Origin of the sequence: Vibrio salilacus (genome assembly GCF_002811245.1) — a bacterium.
Classification (GTDB): Bacteria; Pseudomonadota; Gammaproteobacteria; order Enterobacterales; family Vibrionaceae; genus Vibrio; species Vibrio salilacus.
The window spans coordinates 76,817-103,241 of sequence record NZ_NIVQ01000002.1; the positions used below are offsets into that span (position 1 = coordinate 76,817).

The 26,425-nt window shown below is 45.3% G+C and carries 20 protein-coding genes; 8 read left to right on the top strand and 12 right to left on the bottom strand.

The annotated features are described in order from the left end of the window. Nucleotides 1-172 precede the first annotated feature (172 nt). Genes CDZ87_RS01780 through CDZ87_RS01795 form a run of 4 tightly spaced genes read left to right on the top strand, consistent with a single transcriptional unit; the run spans nt 173 to nt 5,620 of the window. Nucleotides 173-739: a PilZ domain-containing protein gene (locus tag CDZ87_RS01780; RefSeq protein ID WP_100751910.1), complete on the top strand. Its 567-nt coding sequence runs from the start codon at nt 173-175 to the stop codon at nt 737-739. 8 nt (nt 740-747) lie between these two features. Further along, nucleotides 748-4,209, top strand: a complete 3,462-nt coding sequence (mfd, locus tag CDZ87_RS01785; protein WP_100751911.1) for a transcription-repair coupling factor — start codon at nt 748-750, stop codon at nt 4,207-4,209. A 51-nt stretch (nt 4,210-4,260) separates the two neighbouring features. Then, a complete protein-coding gene (locus CDZ87_RS01790; protein ID WP_100751912.1) occupies nt 4,261-5,049 on the top strand; it encodes a peptidoglycan binding protein CsiV in 789 nt (262 codons plus the stop codon). A 31-nt stretch (nt 5,050-5,080) separates the two neighbouring features. Beyond that, nucleotides 5,081-5,620 carry a GNAT family N-acetyltransferase gene (locus tag CDZ87_RS01795; protein WP_100751913.1) on the top strand — a complete coding sequence of 180 codons (540 nt, stop codon included), beginning with the start codon at nt 5,081-5,083 and terminating at the stop codon, nt 5,618-5,620. Nucleotides 5,621-5,681: 61 nt separating this feature from the next. Here the strand turns inward: CDZ87_RS01795 and CDZ87_RS01800 are convergent, their stop codons facing one another. The 9 genes from CDZ87_RS01800 to hinT all read right to left on the bottom strand — a co-directional run bounded on the left by CDZ87_RS01800 (nt 5,682) and on the right by hinT (nt 15,423). Then, nucleotides 5,682-7,829 (bottom strand): TonB-dependent siderophore receptor, encoded by a 2,148-nt coding sequence (locus tag CDZ87_RS01800; protein ID WP_100751914.1) that lies wholly within the window; start codon nt 7,827-7,829, stop codon nt 5,682-5,684. A 200-nt stretch (nt 7,830-8,029) separates the two neighbouring features. Continuing rightward, entirely contained in the window at nt 8,030-8,938 is a 909-nt protein-coding gene (locus CDZ87_RS01805; protein ID WP_100752046.1) for an AraC family transcriptional regulator, read from the bottom strand. Between the two features lie 422 nt (nt 8,939-9,360). After that, nucleotides 9,361-10,650 (bottom strand): NAD(P)/FAD-dependent oxidoreductase, encoded by a 1,290-nt coding sequence (locus CDZ87_RS01810; RefSeq protein ID WP_100751915.1) that lies wholly within the window; start codon nt 10,648-10,650, stop codon nt 9,361-9,363. 389 nt (nt 10,651-11,039) lie between these two features. Further along, nucleotides 11,040-11,579: an alpha/beta hydrolase YcfP gene (ycfP, locus tag CDZ87_RS01815; RefSeq protein WP_100751916.1), complete on the bottom strand. Its 540-nt coding sequence runs from the start codon at nt 11,577-11,579 to the stop codon at nt 11,040-11,042. Nucleotides 11,580-11,679: 100 nt separating this feature from the next. Beyond that, nucleotides 11,680-12,534, bottom strand: a complete 855-nt coding sequence (locus tag CDZ87_RS01820) for a phosphotransferase (protein ID WP_100751917.1) — start codon at nt 12,532-12,534, stop codon at nt 11,680-11,682. Between the two features lie 31 nt (nt 12,535-12,565). Continuing rightward, entirely contained in the window at nt 12,566-13,156 is a 591-nt protein-coding gene (lpoB, locus tag CDZ87_RS01825; protein WP_100751918.1) for a penicillin-binding protein activator LpoB, read from the bottom strand. A gap of 29 nt (nt 13,157-13,185) precedes the next feature. Beyond that, nucleotides 13,186-13,575, bottom strand: coding sequence for a YcfL family putative periplasmic lipoprotein (locus CDZ87_RS01830; RefSeq protein ID WP_100751919.1), 390 nt, complete (start codon nt 13,573-13,575; stop codon nt 13,186-13,188). After that, nucleotides 13,572-15,014 (bottom strand): COG3014 family protein, encoded by a 1,443-nt coding sequence (locus CDZ87_RS01835; RefSeq protein WP_172953546.1) that lies wholly within the window; start codon nt 15,012-15,014, stop codon nt 13,572-13,574. The genes CDZ87_RS01830 and CDZ87_RS01835 overlap by 4 nt, the downstream gene beginning before the upstream one ends. Nucleotides 15,015-15,072: 58 nt before the next feature. After that, nucleotides 15,073-15,423: a purine nucleoside phosphoramidase gene (gene hinT / locus CDZ87_RS01840; protein ID WP_100752047.1), complete on the bottom strand. Its 351-nt coding sequence runs from the start codon at nt 15,421-15,423 to the stop codon at nt 15,073-15,075. Between the two features lie 225 nt (nt 15,424-15,648). On the opposite strand from hinT, the gene CDZ87_RS01845 reads away from it, so the two are divergent. After that, nucleotides 15,649-17,640: a methyl-accepting chemotaxis protein gene (locus tag CDZ87_RS01845; protein ID WP_100751921.1), complete on the top strand. Its 1,992-nt coding sequence runs from the start codon at nt 15,649-15,651 to the stop codon at nt 17,638-17,640. Nucleotides 17,641-17,782: 142 nt separating this feature from the next. Beyond that, nucleotides 17,783-18,955 carry a DUF1887 family protein gene (locus tag CDZ87_RS01850; protein ID WP_100751922.1) on the top strand — a complete coding sequence of 391 codons (1,173 nt, stop codon included), beginning with the start codon at nt 17,783-17,785 and terminating at the stop codon, nt 18,953-18,955. Nucleotides 18,956-19,011: 56 nt separating this feature from the next. Here CDZ87_RS01850 and fadR read toward each other — a convergent pair whose 3' ends face one another. Further along, nucleotides 19,012-19,851 (bottom strand): fatty acid metabolism transcriptional regulator FadR, encoded by an 840-nt coding sequence (fadR, locus tag CDZ87_RS01855; protein WP_100751923.1) that lies wholly within the window; start codon nt 19,849-19,851, stop codon nt 19,012-19,014. Nucleotides 19,852-20,518: 667 nt separating this feature from the next. On the opposite strand from fadR, the gene nhaB reads away from it, so the two are divergent. After that, entirely contained in the window at nt 20,519-22,108 is a 1,590-nt protein-coding gene (gene nhaB / locus CDZ87_RS01860; RefSeq protein WP_100751924.1) for a Na(+)/H(+) antiporter NhaB, read from the top strand. A gap of 96 nt (nt 22,109-22,204) precedes the next feature. Continuing rightward, on the top strand, nt 22,205-22,729 hold the full coding sequence (gene dsbB / locus CDZ87_RS01865; RefSeq protein ID WP_100751925.1) for a disulfide bond formation protein DsbB: 525 nt from the start codon (nt 22,205-22,207) through the stop codon (nt 22,727-22,729). Nucleotides 22,730-22,765: 36 nt separating this feature from the next. Here dsbB and CDZ87_RS01870 read toward each other — a convergent pair whose 3' ends face one another. Beyond that, nucleotides 22,766-25,588, bottom strand: coding sequence for a DNA translocase FtsK (locus tag CDZ87_RS01870; RefSeq protein ID WP_100751926.1), 2,823 nt, complete (start codon nt 25,586-25,588; stop codon nt 22,766-22,768). A 181-nt stretch (nt 25,589-25,769) separates the two neighbouring features. Further along, nucleotides 25,770-26,264, bottom strand: coding sequence for a leucine-responsive transcriptional regulator Lrp (gene lrp, locus CDZ87_RS01875; protein WP_100751927.1), 495 nt, complete (start codon nt 26,262-26,264; stop codon nt 25,770-25,772). Nucleotides 26,265-26,425 lie beyond the last annotated feature (161 nt).

Below are 26,425 nucleotides of genomic sequence, written 5' to 3' on the forward strand. Positions count from 1 at the left end.
ACCAAATATGCAGCCAAAAGACTTAATAATGGCGTTTACTCTACCGATTAATTGCGGGCACGTGTAGTGTTTAATTGCCAATTGATGGTTAAAATATGGAATAAACAAAGGGATAGCTTGATTACTTGACTGGTATAACGATAATCAATGCTATAAGCACAAGGAATCACACATGTCTGACCAAGAATTCTTTACCGTTAATCACACCATCACCGTCAATATAGAAGCCTTGGCTAACGATGTGTCCTTACCCAGTTTCGAAAAGTTTGAAAGTGAGATTCCGGCACCCTTTATCGTCGCCAGTGAATTTAGTCACCTTGATCTTCTCAATGACAGTGCTCGTAATGAATTGAAAAACAGCGAATTTAAACATGTTATTCAACTTCTCGATACGCAAAACTCGAAACTCAACCTGCTGCTTACTTTCATGTTATCCCAACAAGATGATGAGAAACAGCGCTGCCAAACGCACTCTTTTGGCGCTAGTCAGTTCACCTATGTGTCGGATCATAATCTCCACCCCGCGACTAAGGTGCGCGTCAAAATGTTTCTAGATCACCCTGCAGCCGCTATTTACTGCTATGGTCATGTGGTAAAAGTCGACCAACACGATGACGGACACTTAATTACCATCAATTACGATCTTCTGCGTGATGTTGACCAAGATTTATTGATCAAAGCGGCCCTGTTCCAACAACAAAAACTCTTACGTCAACGCTCACTCGATCGCAACAAATAAAATAGATTATGCCCAATACATCATTACTCACTCTGGCAGCCGCTCATGGCGCTGGAGACAAAAAACAAATTGGTAACCTTCATGGCGCTGCTCTTGCGTTGGCGATCGCTGAAATTGCTGATGCGCATGCAGGTCATACCTTGCTGGCCGTACCAGATCCACAAACAGCACTAAAACTGCAACAGGAAATAGAGCAATTTACCGCGCAAGACGTCGCGCTATTTCCTGATTGGGAAACGCTGCCCTACGATAATTTCTCGCCACACCAAGAAATCATCTCGGATCGTATATCGCGTCTCTATCAACTTCCGACCCAAGCCAACGGCATCACAATTGTACCTATTAGTACATTGCTGCAACGCCAGTCGCCACGCGAATTTTTGCTGCAGCACACACTGATGGTCAAAGTCGGCGAGCTGTTTTCGCTCGAGAAACTGCGCCTCCAACTGGAGAAATCCGGCTACCGTCACGTCGACCAAGTTTTTGGCCCTGGCGAGTATGCCAGTCGTGGTTCGATTCTCGATCTATTTCCTATGGGTTCAGATGCACCCTATCGCATCGATTTTTTTGATGATGAAATAGATACGATTCGTACCTTTGACCCCGAGAATCAACGCTCGATTGAAGACACTCAACAAATACGCCTACTGCCGGCCCATGAGTTCCCGACCACTGAAAGCGCCATTGAAGATTTTCGCATTCGTTGGCGCCAGCGCTTTGAAGCGCGTCGTGAGCCTGAGTCGGTCTATATGCAAGTATCCAAAGGCACCTGGCCTGCTGGTATCGAGTATTGGCAGCCGCTGTTTTTTGAGCAAACCGAAACTCTGTTTGACTACATTCCCGATAACAGTCAGTTGGTGACCGTTGGGGACATTGAAAAGGCCATTGATACCTTTTTGACCGATGTTGACTACCGCTACGACCAGCGCAAAATTGACCCACTTAGACCACTTTTGCCCCCATATGAACTGTGGTTAAAGAAAGACGAGCTGTTTGGTCACTTTAAACCTTTGCCGCAAAGTCAGCTGTTTATCGACCCGATTAGTGAAAAACAAGGCCGTAGCAACCTTGAGCTCTTGCCGCTACCTGACCTTAGCGTTCAACATCAAAACAAAGAGCCGATGTCTGCCCTGCGTCAGTTCAGCGAAACCTTTAGCGGAAAAATCGTTTTTTCTGTTGAGTCAGAAGGTCGCCGTGAGGCTTTGCTAGAGCTGTTGCAACCAATCAAACTCAGACCCGAATCCGTCGAGAACTTTGCTCAGGCGTTAAGTGCTAAAGAGAAGTTCAGTTTAATACTCGGCGCCGCAGAACACGGTTTTGTCTACGGCAATGATCACATCGCTCTTATCTGTGAAAGTGATTTGCTCGGCGATCGCGTCATTCAAAAACGGCGCAAAGACCGCAAGAGCACCAACAGTGACGCGGTGATCCGTAACCTCGCGGAACTTAAACCTGGCCAACCTGTTGTCCACATTGATCACGGTATTGGTCGCTATATTGGTCTACAAACCCTTGAAGCCGGTGGCATGACCACGGAATACGTGACGCTCGAATACCAAAATGACGCCAAACTGTATGTTCCGGTCGCCTCGTTAAACTTAATCAGTCGCTACTCAGGGGGGGCGGAAGATGGCGCACCATTGCATAAACTCGGTGGTGAAGCTTGGACAAAAGCGCGCCGTAGAGCGGCAGAGAAGGTGCGTGATGTGGCCGCAGAATTACTCGATGTTTACGCCAAGCGAGAGATAAAATCTGGCTTCAAATTCATGCTCGACCGTGGTCAATATGCAACCTTCAAAACGAGCTTCCCATTTGAAGAAACAGACGATCAAGCGATGGCCATTAATGCCGTGCTGTCTGATATGTGCCAAGCCAAAGCGATGGACCGTTTAGTCTGTGGTGATGTTGGTTTCGGTAAAACGGAGGTCGCGATGCGCGCCGCATTCGTGGCCACCGATAACGACAAACAAGTTGCGGTCCTCGTTCCAACCACCCTGCTTGCCCAACAACACTTTGAAAATTTTCGCGACCGTTTCGCTAACCTGCCAATTCGAGTCGAGGTTCTGTCTCGTTTCAAATCAGCCAAAGAGCAGAAACAAGTCATGCAAGATATTGAAGATGGCAAAGTTGATCTTGTCGTCGGTACGCACAAGTTGCTGTCAAACGATATCAAGTTTAAAGATTTGGGCCTGCTCATTGTGGATGAAGAACACCGTTTTGGGGTGCGTCAAAAAGAGAAAATGAAAGCAATGCGTGCCGATGTGGACATTCTCACCCTAACGGCAACCCCAATACCACGAACCCTCAATATGGCGATGAGTGGCATGCGCGATCTGTCGATCATTGCGACGCCACCAGCGCGCCGTCTGGCGATAAAAACCTTCGTTCGCCAACGTGATGACGCCGTGGTGCGCGAAGCGGTTCTGCGAGAAGTTATGCGTGGTGGCCAAGTTTACTTCTTGCACAATCAAGTCGAAACCATTGATAAAATAGCGGCAGATTTAGAAAAACTTATTCCGGAAGCGCGCATCACAGTGGCTCATGGACAAATGCGCGAGCGTGAACTTGAGCGCGTGATGAATGACTTCTATCACCAGCGCTTTAACCTATTGGTGTGTACCACGATTATTGAAACTGGTATCGATGTTCCGACTGCCAATACCATTATCATGGACAGAGCAGATAACCTTGGCTTGGCTCAACTGCACCAATTACGCGGCCGTGTAGGTCGTTCACACCACCAAGCTTACGCCTATTTGCTGACACCACACCCTAAGGCGATGACCAAAGACGCGATTAAACGCCTCGATGCTATTGCCTCACTCGAAGACTTGGGCGCCGGTTTCACTCTCGCGACTCACGACCTTGAAATCCGTGGCGCAGGTGAACTGCTCGGCGATGAACAAAGTGGTCAGATTCAATCGGTCGGGTTCACTCTCTATATGGAAATGCTCGAACAAGCCGTCGAAGCTCTTAAGCAAGGTAAAGAACCATCATTGGATGAGTTGTTACGTGACCAGACGGAAGTCGAGATGCGGGTTCCCGCGTTATTGCCCGACGACTATATCCCTGATATTAATACCCGTTTATCTATGTACAAACAGATCGCCAGTGTCAGCTGCGAACAACAACTGGCTGAACTTAAGATTGAGCTGATTGATCGCTTTGGTTTACTGCCCGATGCAGCCAAGAATCTACTGTCTGTTGCACAACTAAAACTTACGGCAGCAACACTCAAAGTGAGGAAGGTTGAAGCGCACGATAAAGGTGGCTTTATCGAATTCTATCCAGATGCTGACATTAACCCGATGTACTTAGTTAAACTATTGCAATCTCAGCCACAAAAATTCGCGATGGATGGCCCAACTAAGTTCAAGTTTACAATACCATTAGTCGATAGACGTGAGCGCATTCAGTTTGTGAATGACATGTTGGCAGAATTCCAGCAAAATCTATTACCTAAGGCTTAGAAAGTCCACCAATTAACTTAAAGGTGCAATGCACCTTTTCTTGGAGTTGTAATGAAGACATTGATCCCGCTGTTACTGATGCTGGTTGCAATGCCGTCGATGGCACAGCGTCAGTTTGATATCGAAGTGATCATTTTTAAACGTGCGGTTGAAGCTGAGCAAACCTCAGAGTCATGGCCAAACAAGCTGCCTGAGATTGATCTTACTCGCGCAGGCTCTTTTGCCGATGCCAGCTTTCGTGCCAATAAAGGTGTCATGATGCTGCCTTACTCAGACTATCAACTAACCGGTGAAGTGCAAAAGCTTAAGCAGCACGCAGGTTTCGAGGTGCTGATGCACAAAGCCTGGCGTCAAGGTGACCAAGGGCGTTTGGGCGCACCTATTTTTCACGTTCAAGCCGGAAAAGACTACTCGAATCAATTTAAACCCGACGGCTCAATGCTTGGCGATAATAATGGCGATCAAGTCTTGGAAGGGGTAACCGAAGAGACGATCCCACAGCCGCTCTACGAACTTGACGGTAAGTTGCAAGTGTATGTCGAACATTACTTGTATGCCGATGTAGAAATGGATCTGAAACAACCAAGTGTACGTGACATTATCTTGCAAGAACGCCAACCGCAATTAGCAGCCGCTGATGCTGATACGCCAACACTAAACGCTCAAGACCAAACCACCCAAGTCGGTATGATGGAAGAAATTTCACCTACCGTTGTGAAGCAAGAGTTTCTTAAAAGCTATCGTTTGGATCAAAAACGCCGCATGCGCAGTACTGAGACTCACTACCTTGACCACCCTCTGATGGGGGTTATCATCCAAGTCCGTCGAGTCAACCAATAATGATTAGCCCTCATTGCGAGGGCTTTGTTTTATGAGCCCAGATTACCAAATCATCACCCAACAGCTGACATTGCGATTAATTGATGCTCCAGAAAGCGACAAGCTGCAAGACTGCATCCTCGCATCTCCTAGTCTGCATCATTGGATAGACTGGTGTCATTGTGACTTTTCATCCCAAGAAGCAGAACGATTTTTATTAGCAACGCGCCTCAATTGGGTTAAAGGGGATGCGTATGGCTTTGGTGTGTTCTGCCGAACAACTGACGAGCTCATTGGTATGGTGGCGATCAACGAGCTGTATCACACCTTTAATATGGCGAGTATCGGCTACTGGATAGCGGACAAATATCAAGGCAAAGGCTTGGCTAAGAAGGCGGTAAACGCACTGATTGAATTCTGCTTTTCGCAGCTAAAACTGACACGTATTGAAGTGGTTTGCGATCCGAAAAACCTCGCGAGCCAAAAGTTGATCGAAGCGTGTGGTGGCGAATTTGAATGTCAGGCGAAGAATCGCTTTATCTTTGCAGGTAAACCTCAAGTGGGCTTGGTTTATTCAGTCATCCCAGACTAGAAGCTCACAAAACGACAAAAGCAGCCCACATGGGCTGCTTACATTGATGGCTTCAAGTTAATTAGAACTCGTAATTGACGTTGAGCTCTAGAGATTGCTCTGTACCAAACCAACAGTTAGATTGGTCATAACAGGTGTAATACTCTTCGTTAAATAAGTTGTTAACCAATAGATTAGCGGTGGCACCCGCTAGAGCATCGCTCGCGGCCCCCAAATCGTAGCCTACTGATAAATCAACCACGGTGTAAGCCGGCACTTTACCTTGAGTATTTGTTGCATCCCTCTCCATCTCACCCATATAACGAGCACCAACACTCCAACGCGTTGCCGCTAACGGGCCACCATAAACATAATAATTACTCCATAGATTAGCAGCGTGGGTTGGTACGTAAATAGGCGTCGTACCTTCAAGGTCTGGGTTGGCATCTTGCGTTACTTCCATATCAATATAAGTGTAGTTGGCGTTAACATCCCAATCTTCCGTCACCGACCATCGACCCTCGACTTCCATACCTTGAGAGCGAACTTCACCCAATTGAATCTTTGCCCGATAGCTTGGATCCGCCGGGTCTGGCGCAATCGAGTCTTTCTTGGTGATGTAAAAGTATGATGCCGTAAGTTGTTGTGATCTATCAGCAGAAAGGTATTTCACCCCAAACTCTACCTGCTCACCTAACTGAGGCTTCAATGAGTGACCGTTAATGTCGGTACCTGCGGCTGGCTCAAAGCTCGTAGCGTAACTTACAAATGGAGAGGCGCCATTTTCTAGCTCATACATAGCACCAATGCGGTAAGAAAATTGGTTGTGATCGGCTGTTTGTGTGCCATCGCTCGCCGGGCTCAAGCCAGTCTTATCGTCACTTGCCTTAAATAGGTCGAAACGTCCACCCGCAAGCAGAACTAATCCATCGTAACGAACTTGGTCTTGGAAGTATAAACCCAGTTGTTCGGTCGTTATGTCATGCGATTCACGGTAATTCTCTTGAAGCTGGCTGTTATCAAGCAACTCATTATTTGGAAGGTATGCATCAAACCCGTAGAATCCTGTATTCGCTGTAAACTCTTGATATAAAGAGTCACCTGCGAGTTTTAGGTAATCGATACCAAACAGTAGGTTTTGCTCTAGGCCGCCAATTTCAATAAGTCCCGAAATTTGGTTATCGATAGCAAAGCTTTGAGACTTCTCATCCGTGCTATACACGTTGCGCATTAAACGACCAGTCGCAGGATTAAAGTTGGTACTGCGATGGTAGGTATTTTTTTGAGATAGGGACGCATCGGAATAACGGGCATTCTGTAGGAAAGTCCAGTTAGGGTTGAGCTGGTGATTGACCTTATAACCGAGCATAAAAACTTCGCGCTCAAAAGTGCTCCAGTTTTTATCGCCCATAGACACAGAAGGCTCACTGGCTTTCAATGCTTCAAGCGGCATTGCAGAGTTTATGCCCATTGAAGGATCGTTCTGATAATAAAGATTGAAGTTAATTAATGTTCTATCAGATACCTGCCAATCTAACGATGGAGCAACCACATAACGCTCTTCTTCACCATTATCAACTTGGCTGTCCTGTTTACGTGCAAGTGCAACCAAACGGTATGAAAATTCACTATCAGCCAAATGCCCCGCAGTATCAATTGATGCTTGTGTTAAGTTTCTTGAGCCTGCGGATAGGACCACTTTTGTAGAACGGTATTCTTGAGGCGTCTTCGCAATCATATTGACCATGCCACCCGGTGGCATCGCCCCGTAAAGCACCGATGTGGGCCCCTTAAACACTTCTACTTGCTGAATTGCGATTGGGTCAATCTGAGGTTGTAGGTTCCAACCTGTGAGGAAGGGTAAAATCAATCCATCATAATAGCTTTGCTTGTTAGTAAAACCACGAATAGAAAACGTGTCATACATAGTCACCGAAGCACCCTTTTGCTCCGTCACAACACCTGGCGCATAGCGAAGGGCTTGATTCAAAGACTTGACACCTCTTTGCTCTAACTGCTCTTGATCAATAATCGTAATACCCTGAGGGGTTTCTTCTGGCTCCAGCGCCGACTTGGTGGCGGTATTCCGATAGGCTTTGCCTAAAACAGTGACAGTTTCTACACTAGAGTCTGTCACAGCAGCGTTTTCCTGTGCCGATGCTTGCACAGAGAACGCCGTCAGTAACGCGACTGCCAGTGATGAATAGTTAAAACGAGCGTGAGTTGTCATGATTCCCTCGGTACCAATAATTAACACAAATAATAATAAATCTCATTTGCATTGTATGTATTTGGCGAAGGGATAATTAACAATTTGGTGCAAATTAGAAAGAACTTGGTCTATTTTGCTAGCATTGGACCTGCGGGCGATGAAAAGCGCGATCTGCCTATTGAACAAAAATCTCAATAAAGAGCAAGACATCGGGATGATTACGACTTAATAATAGGAATCCAGTACTCCATTTCAGCATCACAGGCATCGGGTTGATAACCCAATGGATACACTTCGAGTTCATAACCATCTACGCCACGATAACCAGAACTTGGTAGCCAGTTAAGCACAAACCAACTCAAAGTATGTCGCAAAGCCTCAATAGGCCCACAATGTTTTACCACGGCGTAAGTTTGCTTAGGAATAGTCAGTACCTCTAATCGCTCAGAGATAATGCTCGGTAACTGGGGGATTGCAACACCTTCATCAAGCTCGACACTAGCCCAATAGTGAATATTCGTGCCATCAAAGCAAGACTGAGTAAGGTCGACAACACCAACAAACTGCAGCACGTTATCATTTGGAAGCGTCATTTCATGTGCCAACCGCCCCCAAAGTTCAGGGACTTTCTGTACAAAATCTTGAGTAAGTGAAAATAAGCCCGTGATTTCTGATGTGATGCCTTTGACAAGAAAAGGCTCTCTTTCATCAATACGAACCTCAACAAAACTGAGCCCTCCCTTGTCGGCGGCACTCACGGTTTTAGACACTTGTATCGGTTTTCTCAACCCGACTCTTTTACCCGCTTTTCTATACTGGCTTGGACTCGTCCCAAACAACTGCTTAAACGAACGACTAAAGCTAATTTCAGAATTGAACCCAAGCCCAAGCGCAATATCTATCACACGCTCTGTGCCATCAAGCAACTCTTCCGCCGCTTGGCTTAACTTCAGCTCTCTCACATAGTTTGCCACGGTAAGCCCCGTTTCGGCTTGAAACACTCTTTGTAGTTGCCAACGAGACCAACAACTTTGTTTCGCAATATCCTCTAGCGATAACGCACAACTGAGGTTGGCGTGGATATAAACCAGAACACGGTTAATACGATCAAATGCAGGTGTGTTTATATTCAAGTTTTCATATTCTCTATCGTTGGCAACGGGCTATTACCGTCACCAGTGCTTTGACACTTAACAAGGTTCGTATTACTTACAAACCGTCCACACAAAATTTATGCATAGCCAAAAGACAGATGATCCATTGGTAGGTTGGCTATAATTGCGCTCAATGATAATGCAACTGGTTCTCATTTAAAATGATAAGTTAACAATCATCACGATCTGCAAGCTATCGGTGCCCTGGATGAGTCTCCTATCCAACTGACAGGCCATCCAGATCCCGCCAGACCAATGCTAATGAAAAGTTGAGCTAGTAATAGAAGGTGTCAGGCAAATAGTGTTGACCACGCGGTGGTGTCTTACCTAAGTTGCCGATTGAGATATAAAAAAACCGGAGCAATTTTGCTCCGGTTCCAATGCCGTACTATTGATCAGTGTAATTTCAAATTAGGGCGAAGTACACGGTTGATGCGCCCCATCAAAATGATCAGCGCGGTCTTAAACAAGCCATGTAATGCCATTTGGTGCATACGATATAGTGATATGTACACCACACGTGCAATACGACCTTCAACCATCATTGAACCTTTGGTGAGGTTCCCCATCAAGCTACCTACGGTTGAGAAGCGACTGAGTGAGACCAATGACCCCTTGTCCTGATAAACATAAGGCTTAAGTTCACGGTTATTCAGTTTTGCGACAATATTAGAAAACGCACGACTGGCCATCTGGTGAGCCGCTTGAGCGCGAGGCGGTACAAACGTTCCGTCAGCTTGAGTACATTGAGCCAAGTCACCAATCACGAAAATATCATCATCACGTGTGGTTTGAAGCGTCTCTTTGACCACCAGTTGATTAATACGGTTAGTTTCAAGCCCAGCGAGATCTTTAATAAAGTCTGGCGCTTTAATACCGGCAGCCCAGACCATAATCTGAGCCGAGATCTTATCGCCCTCTTTTGTCACTAAACCGTCAGCTTCGGCTTTCGTTACCATGGTGGCAGTACGAACATTAACGCCAAGTTTGGTCAATTCGTGATGCGCCGCAGAAGAAATACGTGGTGGTAACGCTGGTAGAATACGCTCGCCCGCTTCAATCAGATTGACGTTCAGCTTGCTTGAATCTAGATCGCCAAAACCATAGGTACGTAATTCTTTTACAGCATTATGGAGCTCTGCAGAGAGTTCGACACCAGTAGCACCAGCACCAACAATCGCAATATCGACCGTACCGTTACCATTTTTGGCATGCAGTTTTAAAAATTGATTATTCATCTCGCTGCGAAAACGATGCGCCTGCTCTGGGCTATCAAGGAAGATGCAGTGTTCACGCACGCCTGGCGTGTTGAAGTCGTTCGAGGTTGAACCAATCGCCATAACCAGAATGTCGTACTCTATTTCACGACTTGGCATCAGCAGTTCACCATGATCATCTTTGAGCTCATGCAATTTAATGACTTTGCGCTCGCGATCGATGTCTTGCAAACTGCCCATTTGAAAATCAAAATGGTGGTTTTTGGCGTGGGCGCGATAGCTCAGAGCATCGACACCTTCATCCAAAGAGCCGGTCGCCACCTCGTGCAATAACGGTTTCCATAAGTGACTCGCCTTGCGATCGACTAAGGTTACTTTTGCACGCCCTTTACGGCCTAATGTACGTCCTAGTTTGGTAACAAGCTCTAAACCGCCCGCACCGCCGCCTACTACGATAATTCGTGTCACAGCAACTTTCCTCAAAACTAATTTTAAATTGACTCGAGCCGATATTCGTCCCGATGGAATTCTATATTTTGGGGTCACCTGCGGAGTTCGCTCCGCCTCAGGTGTCAACCATGAGGGTCAGATAAACGACACGCTTATTGGATAAATGAGTTAATAACTCAAGACTAACCTCTGGGGTCAGCGCAAAATATGGGCAAGTTTTTCACTCGCTCTCAATTTTTTTTGATATTTATCAAAAAATTTATAGTTGATTCATTATATAGCTCAAACTTTGGTTCGCAACCAAAGAATGCACTTATCTTAGATATATTTACTTGCTCAAAAATAGCGGGCAAACAAAAAAGCGACATTGTTACTTAATGTCGCTTTTTCTGTATAATTGACGTCAATTAACTGTGTTTAAACGCTTTCATGGTTTGAAGATGTTGCGAGATCTTTTTAAATTTATGAGTTTGAGTTTCATCCCAAATGATATCGTAATACGCTTCTAATTCCGCGGCAGTTTTACTATTGTCATGAATTTCATTCGATTTAGATAAAATCACCAGACAACGCCCTTTATTCTTACCTCTAAACTCAGCAACACATTTCGTTGCAATATCTTCGTACTCTTCCGGACGATCAATTCGTCCCTGCATAGTGCGCTCAGGATGCAGATTAGGGTTAAACATCACCTGTTTAATACCACATAGAAAGCCGATTCGTTCGGACCAATACGCCCCCAGCCCAACGCCACATATCATCGCCTGCTTGTCACCTGATTGTTCAATTACCTTGTGTACTTCTTTTAACAAGTACTGCATATCATGCTTGGGGTGCAGGGTGCTGTAGTTGATGAAACGAATATCATCATCGATGAATTGCAACTGGAGCACTTTTTCGTGGTTACCTGGGCTAGTTGAATCAAAACCGTGTAAATAAATAATCATTGTAAATCCCCCGATCCTTGTGTATTAAATCTACCACGAAAGCTAAGGTTTAAAAGTTAACGGTTTGAGATATCTAGCCCCGAGACACAAAACAGTGATCTTAACTGCAAAATGTTTTCTGCAGTTGCTGCGCCTGGGTTAAATATTGCTCATCTCCCCACAACTGATAAGCGAGTAGATACCAAAGCATTGCCATCATTGTGGCGCGCGGTTTCCATGCCATCACACCTTCAACCCAATCATCGACCCCTTCTATGTTACGCAATTGACAGTAACGATATATCGCCTCGAGTGGTTTTTCATCCATCACATCAATACTCAACGTCAAATCCAAACGTGGATCCGCTATCACGGCATACTCCCAATCGATGACTTTATTACCACTGGTGGTTTTAACCATGTTGTAGCCCGCTAAATCAAAATGACACAAAGTGTGACCAACATCGGCTAAAGCAGGAGCAGTGCGCCAATGCTGGTAGATAGATTGGTAGGGTTCACACTTGTTGTGGTCATTGAGCAACATCCAGTAATGATCAACACGTGCTGTAAAATTGAAAGGTGCAACGGGTATACGTTGCGTATCAAGCCTATGGATTGTAATCATGGTTTTAAGCAATGCATCAAACGACAGATCATTGGTTAAGGCGTCTCCTTCGACCCAATCAACCAATAACCCTTGATCATTGATATACACCGCTTTCGGTCCAATATGGCTATCTTCTATCGCCGCTAGAATCTGGTATTCCTGAAAACGGGATATAGAAAAGGCTTTGGTAATCTGTGTCGCTGGCCGCCAAACATACGCGTTGCTATCGTTGGTGACCACTTTCCAACAGCGATTAGTTAAGCCGCCAGTCAAGGTTTGCGCATAGGCGGGAGGAGCAGAAAAGAAGTGCTCGAGTGACAGTAAAGAGCGGTCAAGTTGACTTGCCTCATCCCATGACATTCTCGCCATCGTACACCCCTTCTCTGATTGGCAGTGTTGGTTACATACCTAAAAAGCTTTTTGACGCTTGTTTACGAATTTCGGTTTCATCAGCCCATTCAATCAGGCCCGTTTCAAGATCCAGTAAACGCATGGTCATCTTGTAGTAAACATCTTTATCACTGCCCGCATTTTTGGCAATGCTAGACAGGTTGCCGTACATCATGTATTGAGCACCGACCATTTTACCAAATTGAATCGCTGTGCTTTGATTAACTAACTCATCATTGTTTTGGAAGTTAAGTTGCTCACGAACGGACTCGACTCTGCCCATATCAACAAAACGGAACTTACCGGAATTCAGCATCTTAGTACTAATTGTATCAGTAATAGACTCTGTATCGATGTGTTCACTGGTTTTATTTTTTATACGCTCAACAAAAACAATCGGACGCGAATCACGCGTAATCGCTGCAACCGATCCCGACATCATCATGCTATCCACCATTTCGCCTGCAATTTTTTGCAAGTCTGTTGAGCCAAAGTCGATAGTGGTAGTTTCAACGGCTTGCGCATCACCGTAACTCACTTGATTCGAACAGCCACCTAAAACCACCGCTAAACCAAGCAGTGCAACTACACTTTTATTCATGATTAGTTCCTCTAAATATTTTGGGTTAATTATTGATCTGATTGACGAATCTGAATTCGGAACTGACGTCCGTTCGGATTAATCGAGACTTCCGACAGTGATACCTCTTCAGTTCCACGGATCACTGCTTGTCGCCAAGGACTTAGCTTAGTGTTCACTTCTAGACCTTGGTCGTCATACCAGTAAAAACGGTACTGTACATGTTGATCGCCCGAATAGTGACTGACTAGACGAACCGCACCACGCGCTCGACCATCTACCTCGGTTGTTGATATATCATCAATGACTAAACGCCCAGCTAAGACGTTATCACCAAAAATAACGGTTTGAGATGCGCCATCAATGCGCAATCCCGCCGTGTTATCAGCACAACCTAGCAGGGTTAATGCCACAAATGCGAAGCTAAGCCATTTTTTCATCGTATATTTCCTAACTGTTTATGCCAAATGATTACATTATTACCTTGTCGAGAGAGCCAAACTAATACCGTGTTCCCTTGCTCAACACGAAATCGATAAGGCTGTTCATTAACGATTAACACTTGCTCACCTGGATCAACTTCAAGACTTGCACTATAGACGTCAGCAGGCAGTGATAACCAACTACGTGTGTCAGGTTGCTCGGTTAACGTATTCCATACATTGAATAACAAATTAGCCACATCGTCATCTTTTGCGGCCTGACGACGTAATTGATCTTTAGCCCACACCCGTAATGCTTGTCGTATGATTAGCGACGGCATTCGTTCAGACAAATCACGCTGAGCCATTAAATTAACATCTGTCAACTGACTTGCAGCTAGTGGTTGCTGGTTCAATTGTACCGATGAATACTGATCAATTTGGCGCTTTTTAGGATAGTAAGGCAATGCCATAGAATACCAGGCGCCATTACCGCGACTGTCCGATAAGGGTAACGCTTGCTTCCAACCTTGTAATGCATCAACCACACCTCGTTCATCAATCACAATAACGCGACTGCGTTGACGGTCAAGGTACTTAGCTTGCCCATAACGCGCCTCTAGCTGACGTAAATCGTCGTTCATCGCCAAACGTTTAGCAACGCGTTTTGTACCATCAATCACTTGGTCGTTTTGCGGCATAACGGCTAATGCACGTCGATAATCGACATAAGCACTATTGAGTTCACCTTCAGTCTCATAAAGCAGTGCAGAAAGATAGAGTAAATAGCCATTTTGCACGGCTTGCAACGTCGTACCCGCATCAGGGTAATGGGACAAGACACTGCCTAAATTTGGCGTTAAGCCTTGCTGTTGCATTTGTGCTTGAGCCGATAATAGCTCTTTCTCGCGCGCTTTACGTGCCTGCTCCTGAACCTGATTGGCTCTGCGCATTTCGACCAAAGCGCCCTCTAAGTCGTTTTGTTTAACGTAGTTCAAACCAAGGTAGAGGTGAAGGAAACCCAGTTCATAATCAGCAGGCTGATACGACGAAAGGTTGTCATTGACAGCTAATGCAGACAAGCTTTGCGCGCTTTGAGAAACAGAAATAGTCGCAAGGTCTTGTTGCTCACGTAGCGCCTGATCGCTGAGTTCAAAAGCTTGCTGACTCGCAGGGTAATCTTGATTGAGTAGATAAACCCGTCCCTTTTCGAAATTATCGAGGATTTCACCGGCAACAGCATCTGGCAGTGCCTGCTCTGCGCTCGGGTAATCACCACGTTGTAAAGAGCGGTGAAGCTCGCTGTTTTGAGCACTGTAGTGACTAAAAAGATTTCCTGCGGATAAATTGGCGCAGGCAGAGAGAACCAACGAACTCCCAAGTACTAATGCGAGTCGCCTATATTTTTGCACGTCGCACTCCCTGTTGATGACGAAAAAGCATGGATTGATGCCCATGCCTTGAAAGAGGTTGATTGATGACAACACATTTAATATTGAGTTCGCTAACGCTTTGTTAGTTCATCAACATTGGCCCTAGAGGACGACCACCGACCAAATGCATATGGATGTGATACACCTCCTGACCACCGTGCGGATTGCAGTTCACAATCAGTCGGTAGCCATCTTCAGCGATGCCTTCTTGTTTGGCTAACTTGCGCGCGACGACGAACATCCGCCCCATCACCACTTCGTCTTCGTCTTCAATATCGTTGACCGTAGGAATCAATTTGTTAGGAATAATCAAAATATGGCTAGGTGCACGTGGATTGATGTCGCGAAATGCAGTGACTAGGTCATCTTGGTAGATAACATCCGCTGGGATTTCCTTACGAATGATTTTACTGAAAATGGTTTCTTCAGCCATGAAGTGCTCCATAGATATTTGTGCTGGTGGAATCTTTCGCATCGAGTATGCGTCAAGCTTCGCAAAATCACAATAAAAAACAGTGTTCATGTCAATTAATCATTAAACGCTAATCTATCAATAATAAAATATGTATTGTGCGTCAAAAAATGTATGTCTCACTATCCATACAATAGCTTTCTTTTTGTTACATTTTTAAGACATTATTTATTTAGGGAGAGATCCATGAAAGGTTCAGTGATTAGACGCATGTACGCTGGCTTTGCATTGATCATCATTATGTTCATTGTCACAACATTGATGATGATACGAGGAATGCAGCAAATCCACAGTAACCTTGAGGACGTTTCTAGCACCTCCTTACCATTGGTGAATCAATCCAACCAAACCAGCGTTGCGCTATTGTCGGCAGATAAACTGTTTAAAGACTTTTTAACCACACAAAGTTTCGAACGCATGGACCAATTGGCGTCGCAATTTTCCACCATGAAGCAGGCCTACACGGAGCAACTACAAGCACTTGAGCAAGTGAGTATTGGCCACAAACAATTAGAACAATCCATTTCTGAACTGAAGGAAATGGAAGCGGGTTATTTCGCTGAAGCAGAACAAGCCATGGCGAATTACCGCGCCATGTTTGAAGCGCAGGCACAAGTACAAAAGTCCACGCGTCAATTCCAACGTCTTCACTCTGAATTAAGTGTGGGCATGAAAGAGTATGTTGATGACCAAAGCAGCATTTCAGTCAAAGTGATGGCAAAAAGTTATTTCATTAAACTCAAAGACGCTGAGGTCACTACATCCGACGCACTAGCCAGCAGTGACACCGAATTTGTTTCGCAAGCCGTCGCGAAAAACAAAAAAGCGGTGACCCACCTTAACTACGCTTATCGTGGCCTGACGACACAAATGCCAGAAATAAAAAAAGCATTTGATGACTCTGTCCAACAGTTTACTCGTGACGTTGGTCAAAAAAACGGGGTACTTGATCAGCACAATACCTACCTAATGGCCAAAGATGCGCTTTATGGCAACATCGCCAGCCTTACCGAACAAGTCGATGCCACTATGACGCTGCTTGAGTCATTCAGTGGGTACGCAGAGCAAGGGCTGGCTGACTCTCTCCAAGAAGCGGGGAATGTTTATGAGCAAGGTGTTTTACGTTCAATCGTCATTGGTGCGCTTGTTATCTTGATGGCGCTTGCGATCGGTTACCACATTGCTCAAAGCGTTCGTCAACCACTTACTCGTATTTTGCGGACGCTCGAATCTCTAACCCAAGGCGATATGACCAAGCGTATCGACATCCGCTACAACAACGAATTTAGTCGCGTCAGCAATCACATCAATTCACTGGCCGACAACCTTCATGGCATTTTGGTCAAGCTTAATGATGCATCGGATAATTTGACCCAAACGGCGACCACCAACCAAACAACCTCTTCGCAAGCGCAGAGTCAACTTAGCCAACAGCGTGAGCAAACCGCGAATGTCGCGACCGCGATGACGCAAATGGCGCACTCAGTACATGAAGTCGCACAAAGCGCACAAAGCTCTCAGCAGATGGTCGAGCGTGTTGAGCAAGCCTCAGAGTCTGGTCGTAAAATCATGGGAACGAATATTACCACCATTAACCAACTAGAGACGCGCCTTAACCAATCAGTCGATGCCGTTAAAGACCTTCAAGCAATGAGCAGCCAGATTGGTACAATTCTCGATGTCATTCGTAATATCGCCGAACAAACCAACCTACTCGCTCTTAACGCCGCTATTGAAGCGGCTCGCGCAGGCGAACAGGGACGTGGTTTTGCCGTCGTTGCCGATGAAGTTCGCGTGTTGGCTCAACGGACCACACAGTCGACCAGTGAGATTGAAAGTATGATTAGCAACTTGCAAGCTAGTTCAACGTCGGCAAATAAAGTAATTCAAAGCTGTATGGATGATATGGATCTGTCAGTCGAGCAAGCATCGAATGCTAATGGCGCCATGGAAGAGATCCAAGGCTTGATTGTCGAGATCAGCCAAATGAGCGGACATATTTCCCAAGCCGCTGCCGAGCAAAGCGAAACCACGAGCGATATTGCGCGCAATATTGAAGAGATTAACCTCATTGCCGACAGCAGTTATCAAGCGATGGCTGAAATCGCCCAAACCAGCAGCAATCTATCTTCACTCGCCAATCAGCAAGGTGAGCTGGTGCATCGATTTAAGCTCTAGAAAGTCAGTACAGTGTCATTTATCGACAAAGGGCGACTATTTTTCTTAGTCGCCCTTGTTTTTTATATCCCATGTCATTATATGGTTAATAGGCTTGCCCGTTCTTTGTCACCTTTTCGCAAGCCAATCATGAGGATTTTATATGGCAGTTCATGTTGGCATTATCGACCAAGACCCAGTTCGCCTGGTCACGCCACTGCTTGACAACCGTTCCATCAGTAAACATATCGTATTTATTGGCGTTGCAACACAAAAGGACATGTTCCTGCGCTTGCATAGCGTGCTAGCAAAGAGAAATATTACCTCTGAATTTTTTCAAGTCCCTAACGTCGCCACCACTTCAACTATCAAACAAGCGGTTTACACTCTCGCTGAAGATTTAAAAACACGTGGTGAAGAAGTGAAACTCAACGCCAGTTGTGGCCTACGTCATCGTTTGTTGTCTGTTTACGAGATTTTTCGCACCTATCACTGGCCTATTTTCGTAGTCGAGCCGAGTAGTGACCGTTTATGCTGGCTCTATCCCGACGGCAAAGAAGATACCCAAGTTCAAGACCGCATCACTATTTCTGACTACTTGACGATATTTGGCGCTCGCGGTGAGTTCAGTGATCATCAACTACCAGCGTTATTGGATCAGAAACTATATCAATTAGGTGAACGTTGGGCCAGCAATGCTCTGGAGCTTGGTCCCGGTCTTGCGACCCTAAACTACTTAGCTACCACTTGTCGCAAAGAACAACGTCTTGATGTCGCTCTGTCTGAAAAGCAGCAGGGGTATCGCGAGCTGAACATGTTGCTCAACGACTTGGTCGAAACGAACATTGCCAGCTATCAAGGTGGCGTTTTAACCTTTATCAACGAAGACGCACGCCGCTTTTCCAACGGCGAATGGCTAGAAACCTTAGTACATAGTACCGTACGTCAGATCCAACAAGACATGCCGACCATACAAGACCGTTCGCTTAATGTTCAGGTTTATCGTCAACGTGGTGAGAAAGAAATACGCAATGAACTTGATGTAGCGTCAGTGGTCAATAACAAACTTCACATCATCGAGTGCAAGACCAAAGGCATGCGCGACGATGGCGACGATACCCTGTATAAGCTTGAATCTTTGCGTGATCTTCTGGGTGGTCTTCAAGCGCGCGCGATGTTGGTCAGTTTCCGCCCTTTACGTCATAACGACATCACTCGCGCCGAAGATTTAGGCTTAGCGCTGATTGGTCCTGATGAACTCAAAAATTTGAAACATTACTTAACCAAATGGTTTAAAGAAGCCGGAGGCAGCGACGAAGCGTATCCAGATTGTTAACCTCTGATATAAGAAAACCGCCAGAAGGCGGTTTTTTATATCAATAAAACAATCTTTTAGCTGTCGTCTTCGGTGAAGTTGGTTGGTAAAGTGGTTTTCATCTGATTCCAGATCTGCGCACTCTCAATCCCGTAATGACGCACCACAGCCAGAACTTGCTCTCGATTGCCAGTTTGACATACTTCAAGAAGATCGCGATAGAAGGTTAGCGCTAACTCGCGTGCTTCTGGATTGGAGAAATAGTAACTGCCGACGCGATCATAAAGCTTTTTAATACCATTAAAAATCAAACCATAGATCTGGTTACCAGAGTGGAATGCTAAGCGTTGGAACAACATATAGTCATAAAAGTTAAACGTTTTAGCGATTAAAGCGGACTGGCGCTTGGTGTGATCTTTTTCGCTTTCACCTTTGATGTGCTGACGAATTTTGTCGGCATAAGGTGATGTTTCCATAAACACATCCCAAGACTCCGCGGCAATCAAAGCTTCACACGACGAGATGACATTGTTGATGGTTTTCTCAGACGCCTCTTTATTGGCTTTAAACGCATAACTCATAAAAATAGGGCTGATATTGGTACGTGCTGCAAGCAAATCTTCAACGATAGAGGTAGCATTCTCAGCATCAAGCGTCATCAATGTGTCGAGGATATGCAAACCAGACGTTTCCATAAACTGATTAACACGAGTTGGTTTACCATGCTGAATCGTAAGCCAGCCGTCACGAGCAAGTCGCTGCAGTACTTCACGAAGTGTGGTGCGTGTTACGCCAATTAGTTCAGAGAGCTCACGTTCTGCTGGTAAAATTGAACCAGGTGGAAAACGCCCTTTCCAAATACTCTCAATAATGTATTTTTCTGCGAATCCTGCGGGGCTCTTTGCCTTAATGACCATTTATATCTTATCCAAACTTGTTTTTATGGGTCTAATGAAACTCATCATACCACTACTTATAAAATATCGGAAACCAAGAGTCAGTCAACATAATGTTCAAACACGATAGAGTAAAAACTTTAAGTATGGCTAGATTTGATAGGTGTGGCTCACAAGACAAAATGCAGCTATTTATCAATTTAACAAAGTTAAAACACGCCCTAGACTCCGTCAATTGTCACATCATGTATGAAATGTTAGTTTTAAAAAATGCAAAATAAACCACTATTTCCATTCGATAATATTACATAGAGATCCTTATTCAATGCTTTCAGCACCTTGTTTCCACCAACGCTCATTTTTAACCACTCTCAATCGTGAGTAACGCCACTTTGATCGCGTTTTTAAACAAAAGTTTACCGTCTCAATCATGAATCTTATTTTCTAATTGACTAAATTTCGCTGAAGAGTAGAGTGACGACCGAAAAAGGAGTGCTTGTCTTTCTCAGGGAGTGACTTAGCAAGACCACATGGTTGTGGAAAGAATGTTGTTTTTCTAAGTCACTGTTGCATCGGACCCGTTTTCGACGCAGAAACGCCTTTCGTTTCGTATTTGTCTCACATTGCCCGACAATGGATGCAAGCATAAGCAGTGTCTAGTTATAACAACATTAAGAGTATCTAAATCATGCCGATGTCACTCGGGAATGCATTTATTAAGAACTTTCTTGGTAAAGCCCCAGATTGGTACAAAATTGCCATCATTTCATTTCTTATTATCAACCCAATTGTTTTCTTCCTTGTTGATCCCTTTGTCGCTGGTTGGCTGCTGGTTGCCGAATTTATTTTTACTCTGGCAATGGCACTAAAATGTTACCCATTACAGCCTGGTGGTTTATTGGCGATAGAAGCCATTGCAATTGGCATGACCAGTCCAGAGCAAGTCAAACATGAATTGGTCGCTAACATTGAAGTGTTATTGTTACTTGTCTTTATGGTGGCTGGCATCTACTTCATGAAACAGTTGTTGCTGTTTATCTTCACAAAGATTTTGCTTGGTATTCGCTCGAAAAGTATGCTCTCACTAGCGTTCTGTTTCGCGGCGGCGTTTCTTTCCGCTTTCCTTGATGCACTAACCGTCATCGCTGTCGTGATCAGTGTCGCGGTGGGCTTTTATGCGATTTACCACAAAGTCGCTTCAGGCCAGACGCCACAGTCTTCTCATGACCACACACAAGATGACCACCTTTCAGAACTAACCCGTGACGATTTAGAGAATTATCGCGCCTTCTTACGCTCTTTGTTGATGCATGCTGGTGTTGGTACTGCTCTTGGTGGCGTTATGACTATGGTTGGTGAGCCGCAAAACTTGATTATTGCCGATCAAGCAGGTTGGCTGTTCGGTGAATTTATTATTCGTATGTTACCAGTGACTGCCCCGGTGTTTGTTTGTGGCTTAGCAACCTGTGTACTGGTCGAAAAAATGAAAGTCTTTGGCTACGGTGCAAAACTGCCTGATAATGTACGCCAGATCCTAGTGGATTTCGATGCTGAAGAGCGTAAAAATCGAACCAAACAGGACGTTGCCAAGTTGTGGATTCAAGGTATCATAGCAATGTGGTTAATCGTTGCACTCGCTCTTCACCTTGCTGCTGTTGGTTTGATCGGCTTGTCAGTCATCATTCTCGCAACCTCTTTCACCGGGGTTATCGAAGAGCACGCAATGGGTAAAGCCTTTGAAGAAGCACTGCCCTTCACTGCCCTGCTGGCCGTGTTCTTTTCTATTGTCGCAGTGATTATTGACCAACAACTGTTTAAACCCGTCATTGATATGGTACTGCACGTTGAAGACAAAGGCACTCAGTTAGCCCTGTTCTATGTCGCAAACGGGCTGCTGTCTATGGTGTCGGATAACGTCTTTGTCGGTACGGTTTACATCAATGAAGTAAAAACAGCCCTCGTTGAAGGCCTGATTACTCGTGACCAGTTTGACCTACTCGCTGTGGCCATCAATACCGGAACTAACCTTCCATCAGTTGCAACGCCAAATGGCCAAGCTGCGTTTTTATTCTTGCTCACTTCCGCACTCGCGCCATTAATTCGTCTTTCTTACGGACGAATGGTGATTATGGCTCTGCCTTACACCGTAGTACTGGCTGTTGTTGGCTTTGCCGGTATTGTGTTCTTAGTCGACCCAATGACCACATGGTTTTATGATGCAGGTTGGATTGTGCACCACACAAGTGATGTGACTCACGCGGTCTCTAACAGCCATTAATCGTTAAACGCTGCAAAGTTTTTGTTGCGAACGAAACTTTTCCACGCTAAAAAGCTCTGATAAGTCAGAGCTTTTTTATTACTACAGGAAACCAGTGTGACTATCTTTTCCACTTTAAACACTTTTTCAAAACAACGTCTGTCGTGGGCACTGCTGCTTTTATTCGTTGTCTTCTTTGAAGCATGCGCCCTGTTTTTTCAGCACGTTATGATGTTGTCACCTTGCGTTATGTGTATCTATGAGCGCGTGGCTATGCTCGGTATCGGTGGTGCAGCCCTGATTGGCTTAATAGCACCAGAGCAGCCTATTCTGCGTTGGCTTGGCCTTGGTTTATGGGCCGCAAGTGCTTACAAAGGCTTAGCGTTATCAATGCAGCACGTCGACTACCAGTTCAATCCATCTCCGTTTGCAACCTGTGACTTGTTTGTCGTCTTCCCTGACTGGGCGCCCCTTAATCAGTGGGCTCCATGGATGTTTGAAGCTTACGGTGATTGTAGCAAAGTGGTTTGGCAGTTCCTGACGCTTTCGATGCCACAATGGCTCGTGGTCATCTTTGCCGCTAATCTGATTGCGCTCGCCTTTATTGTGATCGCTCAGTTTGTTAAAGGTAAAAACGAGTAGCGAGTAAATATTTAAGGGTTGATATCATGTCAACCCCTAGTTCATCTCACGACCAGGTGCTGGCGCCAATACTTCGCGGTTACCATTGTGCCCCGGAGCACTGACAATCCCTTGCACTTCAAGTTGCTCAACAATGCGTGCAGCGCGGTTATAGCCAATCTTAAAGCGGCGTTGAACACCTGAGACTGAACCGCGACGCGACTGAACCACGTGTTCCACCACTTGATCAAACAACGGATCCATTTCTTCATCACCTTCTGGCTTTTCACCCGGTAGCAAGCCTTCTGGCCCTTGGTCACCATTGGTGATCTCATCAATATAGTTTGGCTTACCGCGTGCTTTCCAGTTATTGACCACAGCATGAACATCATCATCTGAAGCAAAGGCACCGTGGACTCGAGTCGTATGACTAGAACCTGGCGGCAAGTACAACATATCACCCATGCCCAATAGCGACTCTGCACCGCCTTGATCAAGAATGGTACGAGAATCTGTTTTGGTGGATACCGTAAACGCAACACGGGTTGGAATATTGGCTTTAATCAAGCCAGTAATAACATCAACAGATGGACGCTGGGTTGCCAAGATCAAGTGAATACCTGCTGCGCGTGCTTTTTGCGCTAAGCGAGCAATCAGCTCTTCTACTTTCTTACCCACGACCATCATAAGATCGGCAAACTCATCCACCACCACCACAATATAAGGTAGCTTTTCAAGCAAGGGCGCTTGCTCATCCATACTGTCACCCGCCTGCCATAACGGATCGTGGATTGGGTGACCTGCTTCTGCCGCCATCTTGAGTTTGTCATTAAAGCCTTTGATGTTTCGCACACCAAGTGCCGACATCAATTTATAACGGCGCTCCATTTCCCCTACACACCAACGCAGTGCATTGGACGCATCCTTCATGTCGGTAACCACTTCAGACAGCAAGTGAGGAATACCTTCATAAATAGACAGTTCCAACATCTTAGGGTCAATCATGATAAAGCGAACATCTTCTGGCGTTGATTTGTACAACATACTCAGAATCATAACGTTAACACCAACTGACTTACCCGAACCTGTGGTGCCCGCCACCAACACGTGCGGCATCTTCGACAGATCAGCCACGACCGCTTCACCGGCAATATCTTGGCCAAGAACCACCGTCGTTGGCGATTTAGCTTCAATGAATTGCTGACTACCGATCACATCTGAGAAGTAAACGGTCTGACGACTCATATTCGGCAACTCTAAACCGACATAAGGTTTGCCGGGAATCACTTCTACCACTCGCACCGCCATAGCCGACAATGAGCGTGCCAAATCCATCGAAAGACTCGATATACGGCTGACTTTCACTCCTGGCGCTAAATCAAGCTCAAAACGGGTAATCACTGGCCCTGGGAAAATATCAACCACCGTCGCCTGAATCTTATAATCGGCCAATTTAGCTTCGACCAAACGTGCGATATGTTCGAGCGCGTCGCGATCGATGAAGTTCTCACGCTTCTCTGGATGATAAAGCAGTTCTAGCGTTGGCATTGGTTCTTCGGGCTTAGGCAAGTTTGGCTCTTGCTGAACCAAGAATGGGTTTTGCTGTGCGGCGACTTTAGCTTGCGCCTCTTCGACTAAGCTATGTAATGCTGACGCATCGTGGTCAGCCGCTTGCTCTTCAACGACATCGAAAGAGGAAATCGTTGGCTGTTTAAACTCTGATTCCGGCTCTATCTCAGTGGTAATTTGGTCCAGTTCAGTATCACTAATGCTCGGTTGGTAGACGCTTTCATCAACCTCATCTTGATGCCATGGCATTCCCTCATCCACTAAGATTTCGTCACCTTTTGCTGCAATAGACTCAGTATGGGTTTGAGGTGATTCAAATAGCGCTTGCGGTACATTTTGAGACGCTTGTTGCTCAGCCGCGAAGTCACCTTGACTAAACGCCGCCTGCTCTAACTCTTCAATTGTGGCGTTTAACTGGATGTTACGATCAGGTTCAACGGTATACTCGGGGGGGGGTGTTATCTCTCGCGTTTCAACGGGTTTTGGTGGCGATACCGTTGCCGCCGCTTCTGGCATATGAATATTGAAACGGCGTGGCAAATCATCCCCTTGCGTATTGGTCAAAGGTGATGCTGATGGTTCATTTTTGACCGATGATGCGACTGGGGTTTCAGCGTGTATTTCTGAGTAATGGTTTAATTCGGCCTCGATCACTTCATCATTATGACCACGCACTTTGTTGACCAATGCAGTGAGTAGTGCAATGGTTTTCTCTCCTAACCACTCAACAATGCTCAACCAAGAGATACCAGTTAAAAGCGTAAATCCAGCTCCCCACAGAAATAGCAGAACCAAAGTGGTGCCTAAAAGATTAAGTGTCGGTAGAGCTAGGCTAGTCAGCACATCACCAATCACACCACCAGAGGAAAAATACCAGATATCATCAAAGTTAATGTCTGCTAATCCGCAGCTGGTCAATATTAATACCGTCAACCCAAGTAGACGCGTGCCCCACAACATTAGGTCAAGCTGCTCATCTTCGTCACGCTTACGTAACATCACCCATGCGGTCGCACTGATAACCAAAGGTAATGCATAAGCCAAAGAGCCAAAAGTGAAAAACAAGCTGTCCGCAAGCCAAGCGCCAACTACGCCTCCAGCGTTGTCGATCTCTCCTCCCCAAGCAGTTTGAGACCACGAGGGGTCCGCAGCGCTATAGGTTAACAGGGCAACAGATAAAAGTATCGACGCAAGCACCACGACAATCAGGCTACACTCTTGCAGGCGCTGCGGCCCATTAAGACGTGAAGGCTGAGAGTCTTCACCTGTTTTAATGATAGTTTTCACTTTAGCTTTGGTCTCTTTGAACATAACCAACTTAATCTTTAGATGACCCGAATCTATCCCGAATAGGGTCTGAATAATAAGAAAAAAAATAGCCCGAGCAGTACTCTGCTCGGACTATCGATTTAACCATATCAAGGGCCAAAACCCAATTGCTTAAAGTCAGAATATGGAAAGCTATTGAAACTTGAAGCTTAAGTTATAAAAACTAGCGGGTTTTGATCACCAACTGGTTAGTTTGCTTCACTTCTTCCATAACAACGTAGGTTCGGGTGTCATTCACACCTGGTAAGCGTAAAAGGGTGTCCCCTAACAGCTTACGATAGGCACTCATATCTGATACGCGAGTTTTCAAGAGATAGTCGAAGTCGCCGGACACAAGATGACACTCTTGGATGTCGTCTAGTTTTTGCACAGCGGTATTGAATTGCTCAAATACATCTGGCGCACCACGATTTAACGTAATTTCAACAAATACCAACAGAGAAGCGTCAAGATATTGAGGGTTTAGTAATGCTGTATACCCATTAATATAGCCCTGACGTTCAAGTCGACGTACACGCTCCAAACACGGTGTAGGCGAGAGCCCAACACGCTTAGAGAGCTCTACATTCGAAATACGACCATCTTTTTGCAACTCATTAAGTATGTTGCGATCGATACGGTCTAGATCCTTGGACGGCTTTTTATTGTTGTCTGCCATTTTTTATTCCACCTTATTACTTCCTTGCAAAAAAATATACTACAACTTTTTAATATTCAGTATCAAATTTTAATAAAACCTATCTATACTAGATGTTAATTCGACAGAATTACCCTACAAACAGTTAAAGCAACTAATATAGTATATACAACCAATATAAA

Bases quoted from the DNA above. Each gene is read 5' to 3' on its own strand.
- CDZ87_RS01780 (WP_100751910.1), top strand. From the start codon at position 173: ATGTCTGACCAAGAATTCTTTACCGTTAATCACACCATCACCGTCAAT.
- mfd (WP_100751911.1), top strand. From the start codon at position 748: ATGCCCAATACATCATTACTCACTCTGGCAGCCGCTCATGGCGCTGGA.
- CDZ87_RS01790 (WP_100751912.1), top strand. From the start codon at position 4,261: ATGAAGACATTGATCCCGCTGTTACTGATGCTGGTTGCAATGCCGTCG.
- CDZ87_RS01795 (WP_100751913.1), top strand. From the start codon at position 5,081: ATGAGCCCAGATTACCAAATCATCACCCAACAGCTGACATTGCGATTA.
- CDZ87_RS01800 (WP_100751914.1), bottom strand. From the start codon at position 7,829: ATGACAACTCACGCTCGTTTTAACTATTCATCACTGGCAGTCGCGTTA.
- ycfP (WP_100751916.1), bottom strand. From the start codon at position 11,579: ATGATTATTTATTTACACGGTTTTGATTCAACTAGCCCAGGTAACCAC.
- CDZ87_RS01820 (WP_100751917.1), bottom strand. From the start codon at position 12,534: ATGGCGAGAATGTCATGGGATGAGGCAAGTCAACTTGACCGCTCTTTA.
- lpoB (WP_100751918.1), bottom strand. From the start codon at position 13,156: ATGAATAAAAGTGTAGTTGCACTGCTTGGTTTAGCGGTGGTTTTAGGT.
- CDZ87_RS01830 (WP_100751919.1), bottom strand. From the start codon at position 13,575: ATGAAAAAATGGCTTAGCTTCGCATTTGTGGCATTAACCCTGCTAGGT.
- CDZ87_RS01835 (WP_172953546.1), bottom strand. From the start codon at position 15,014: ATGGGCATCAATCCATGCTTTTTCGTCATCAACAGGGAGTGCGACGTG.
- hinT (WP_100752047.1), bottom strand. From the start codon at position 15,423: ATGGCTGAAGAAACCATTTTCAGTAAAATCATTCGTAAGGAAATCCCA.
- CDZ87_RS01845 (WP_100751921.1), top strand. From the start codon at position 15,649: ATGAAAGGTTCAGTGATTAGACGCATGTACGCTGGCTTTGCATTGATC.
- CDZ87_RS01850 (WP_100751922.1), top strand. From the start codon at position 17,783: ATGGCAGTTCATGTTGGCATTATCGACCAAGACCCAGTTCGCCTGGTC.
- fadR (WP_100751923.1), bottom strand. From the start codon at position 19,851: ATGGTCATTAAGGCAAAGAGCCCCGCAGGATTCGCAGAAAAATACATT.
- nhaB (WP_100751924.1), top strand. From the start codon at position 20,519: ATGCCGATGTCACTCGGGAATGCATTTATTAAGAACTTTCTTGGTAAA.
- CDZ87_RS01870 (WP_100751926.1), bottom strand. From the start codon at position 25,588: ATGTTCAAAGAGACCAAAGCTAAAGTGAAAACTATCATTAAAACAGGT.
- lrp (WP_100751927.1), bottom strand. From the start codon at position 26,264: ATGGCAGACAACAATAAAAAGCCGTCCAAGGATCTAGACCGTATCGAT.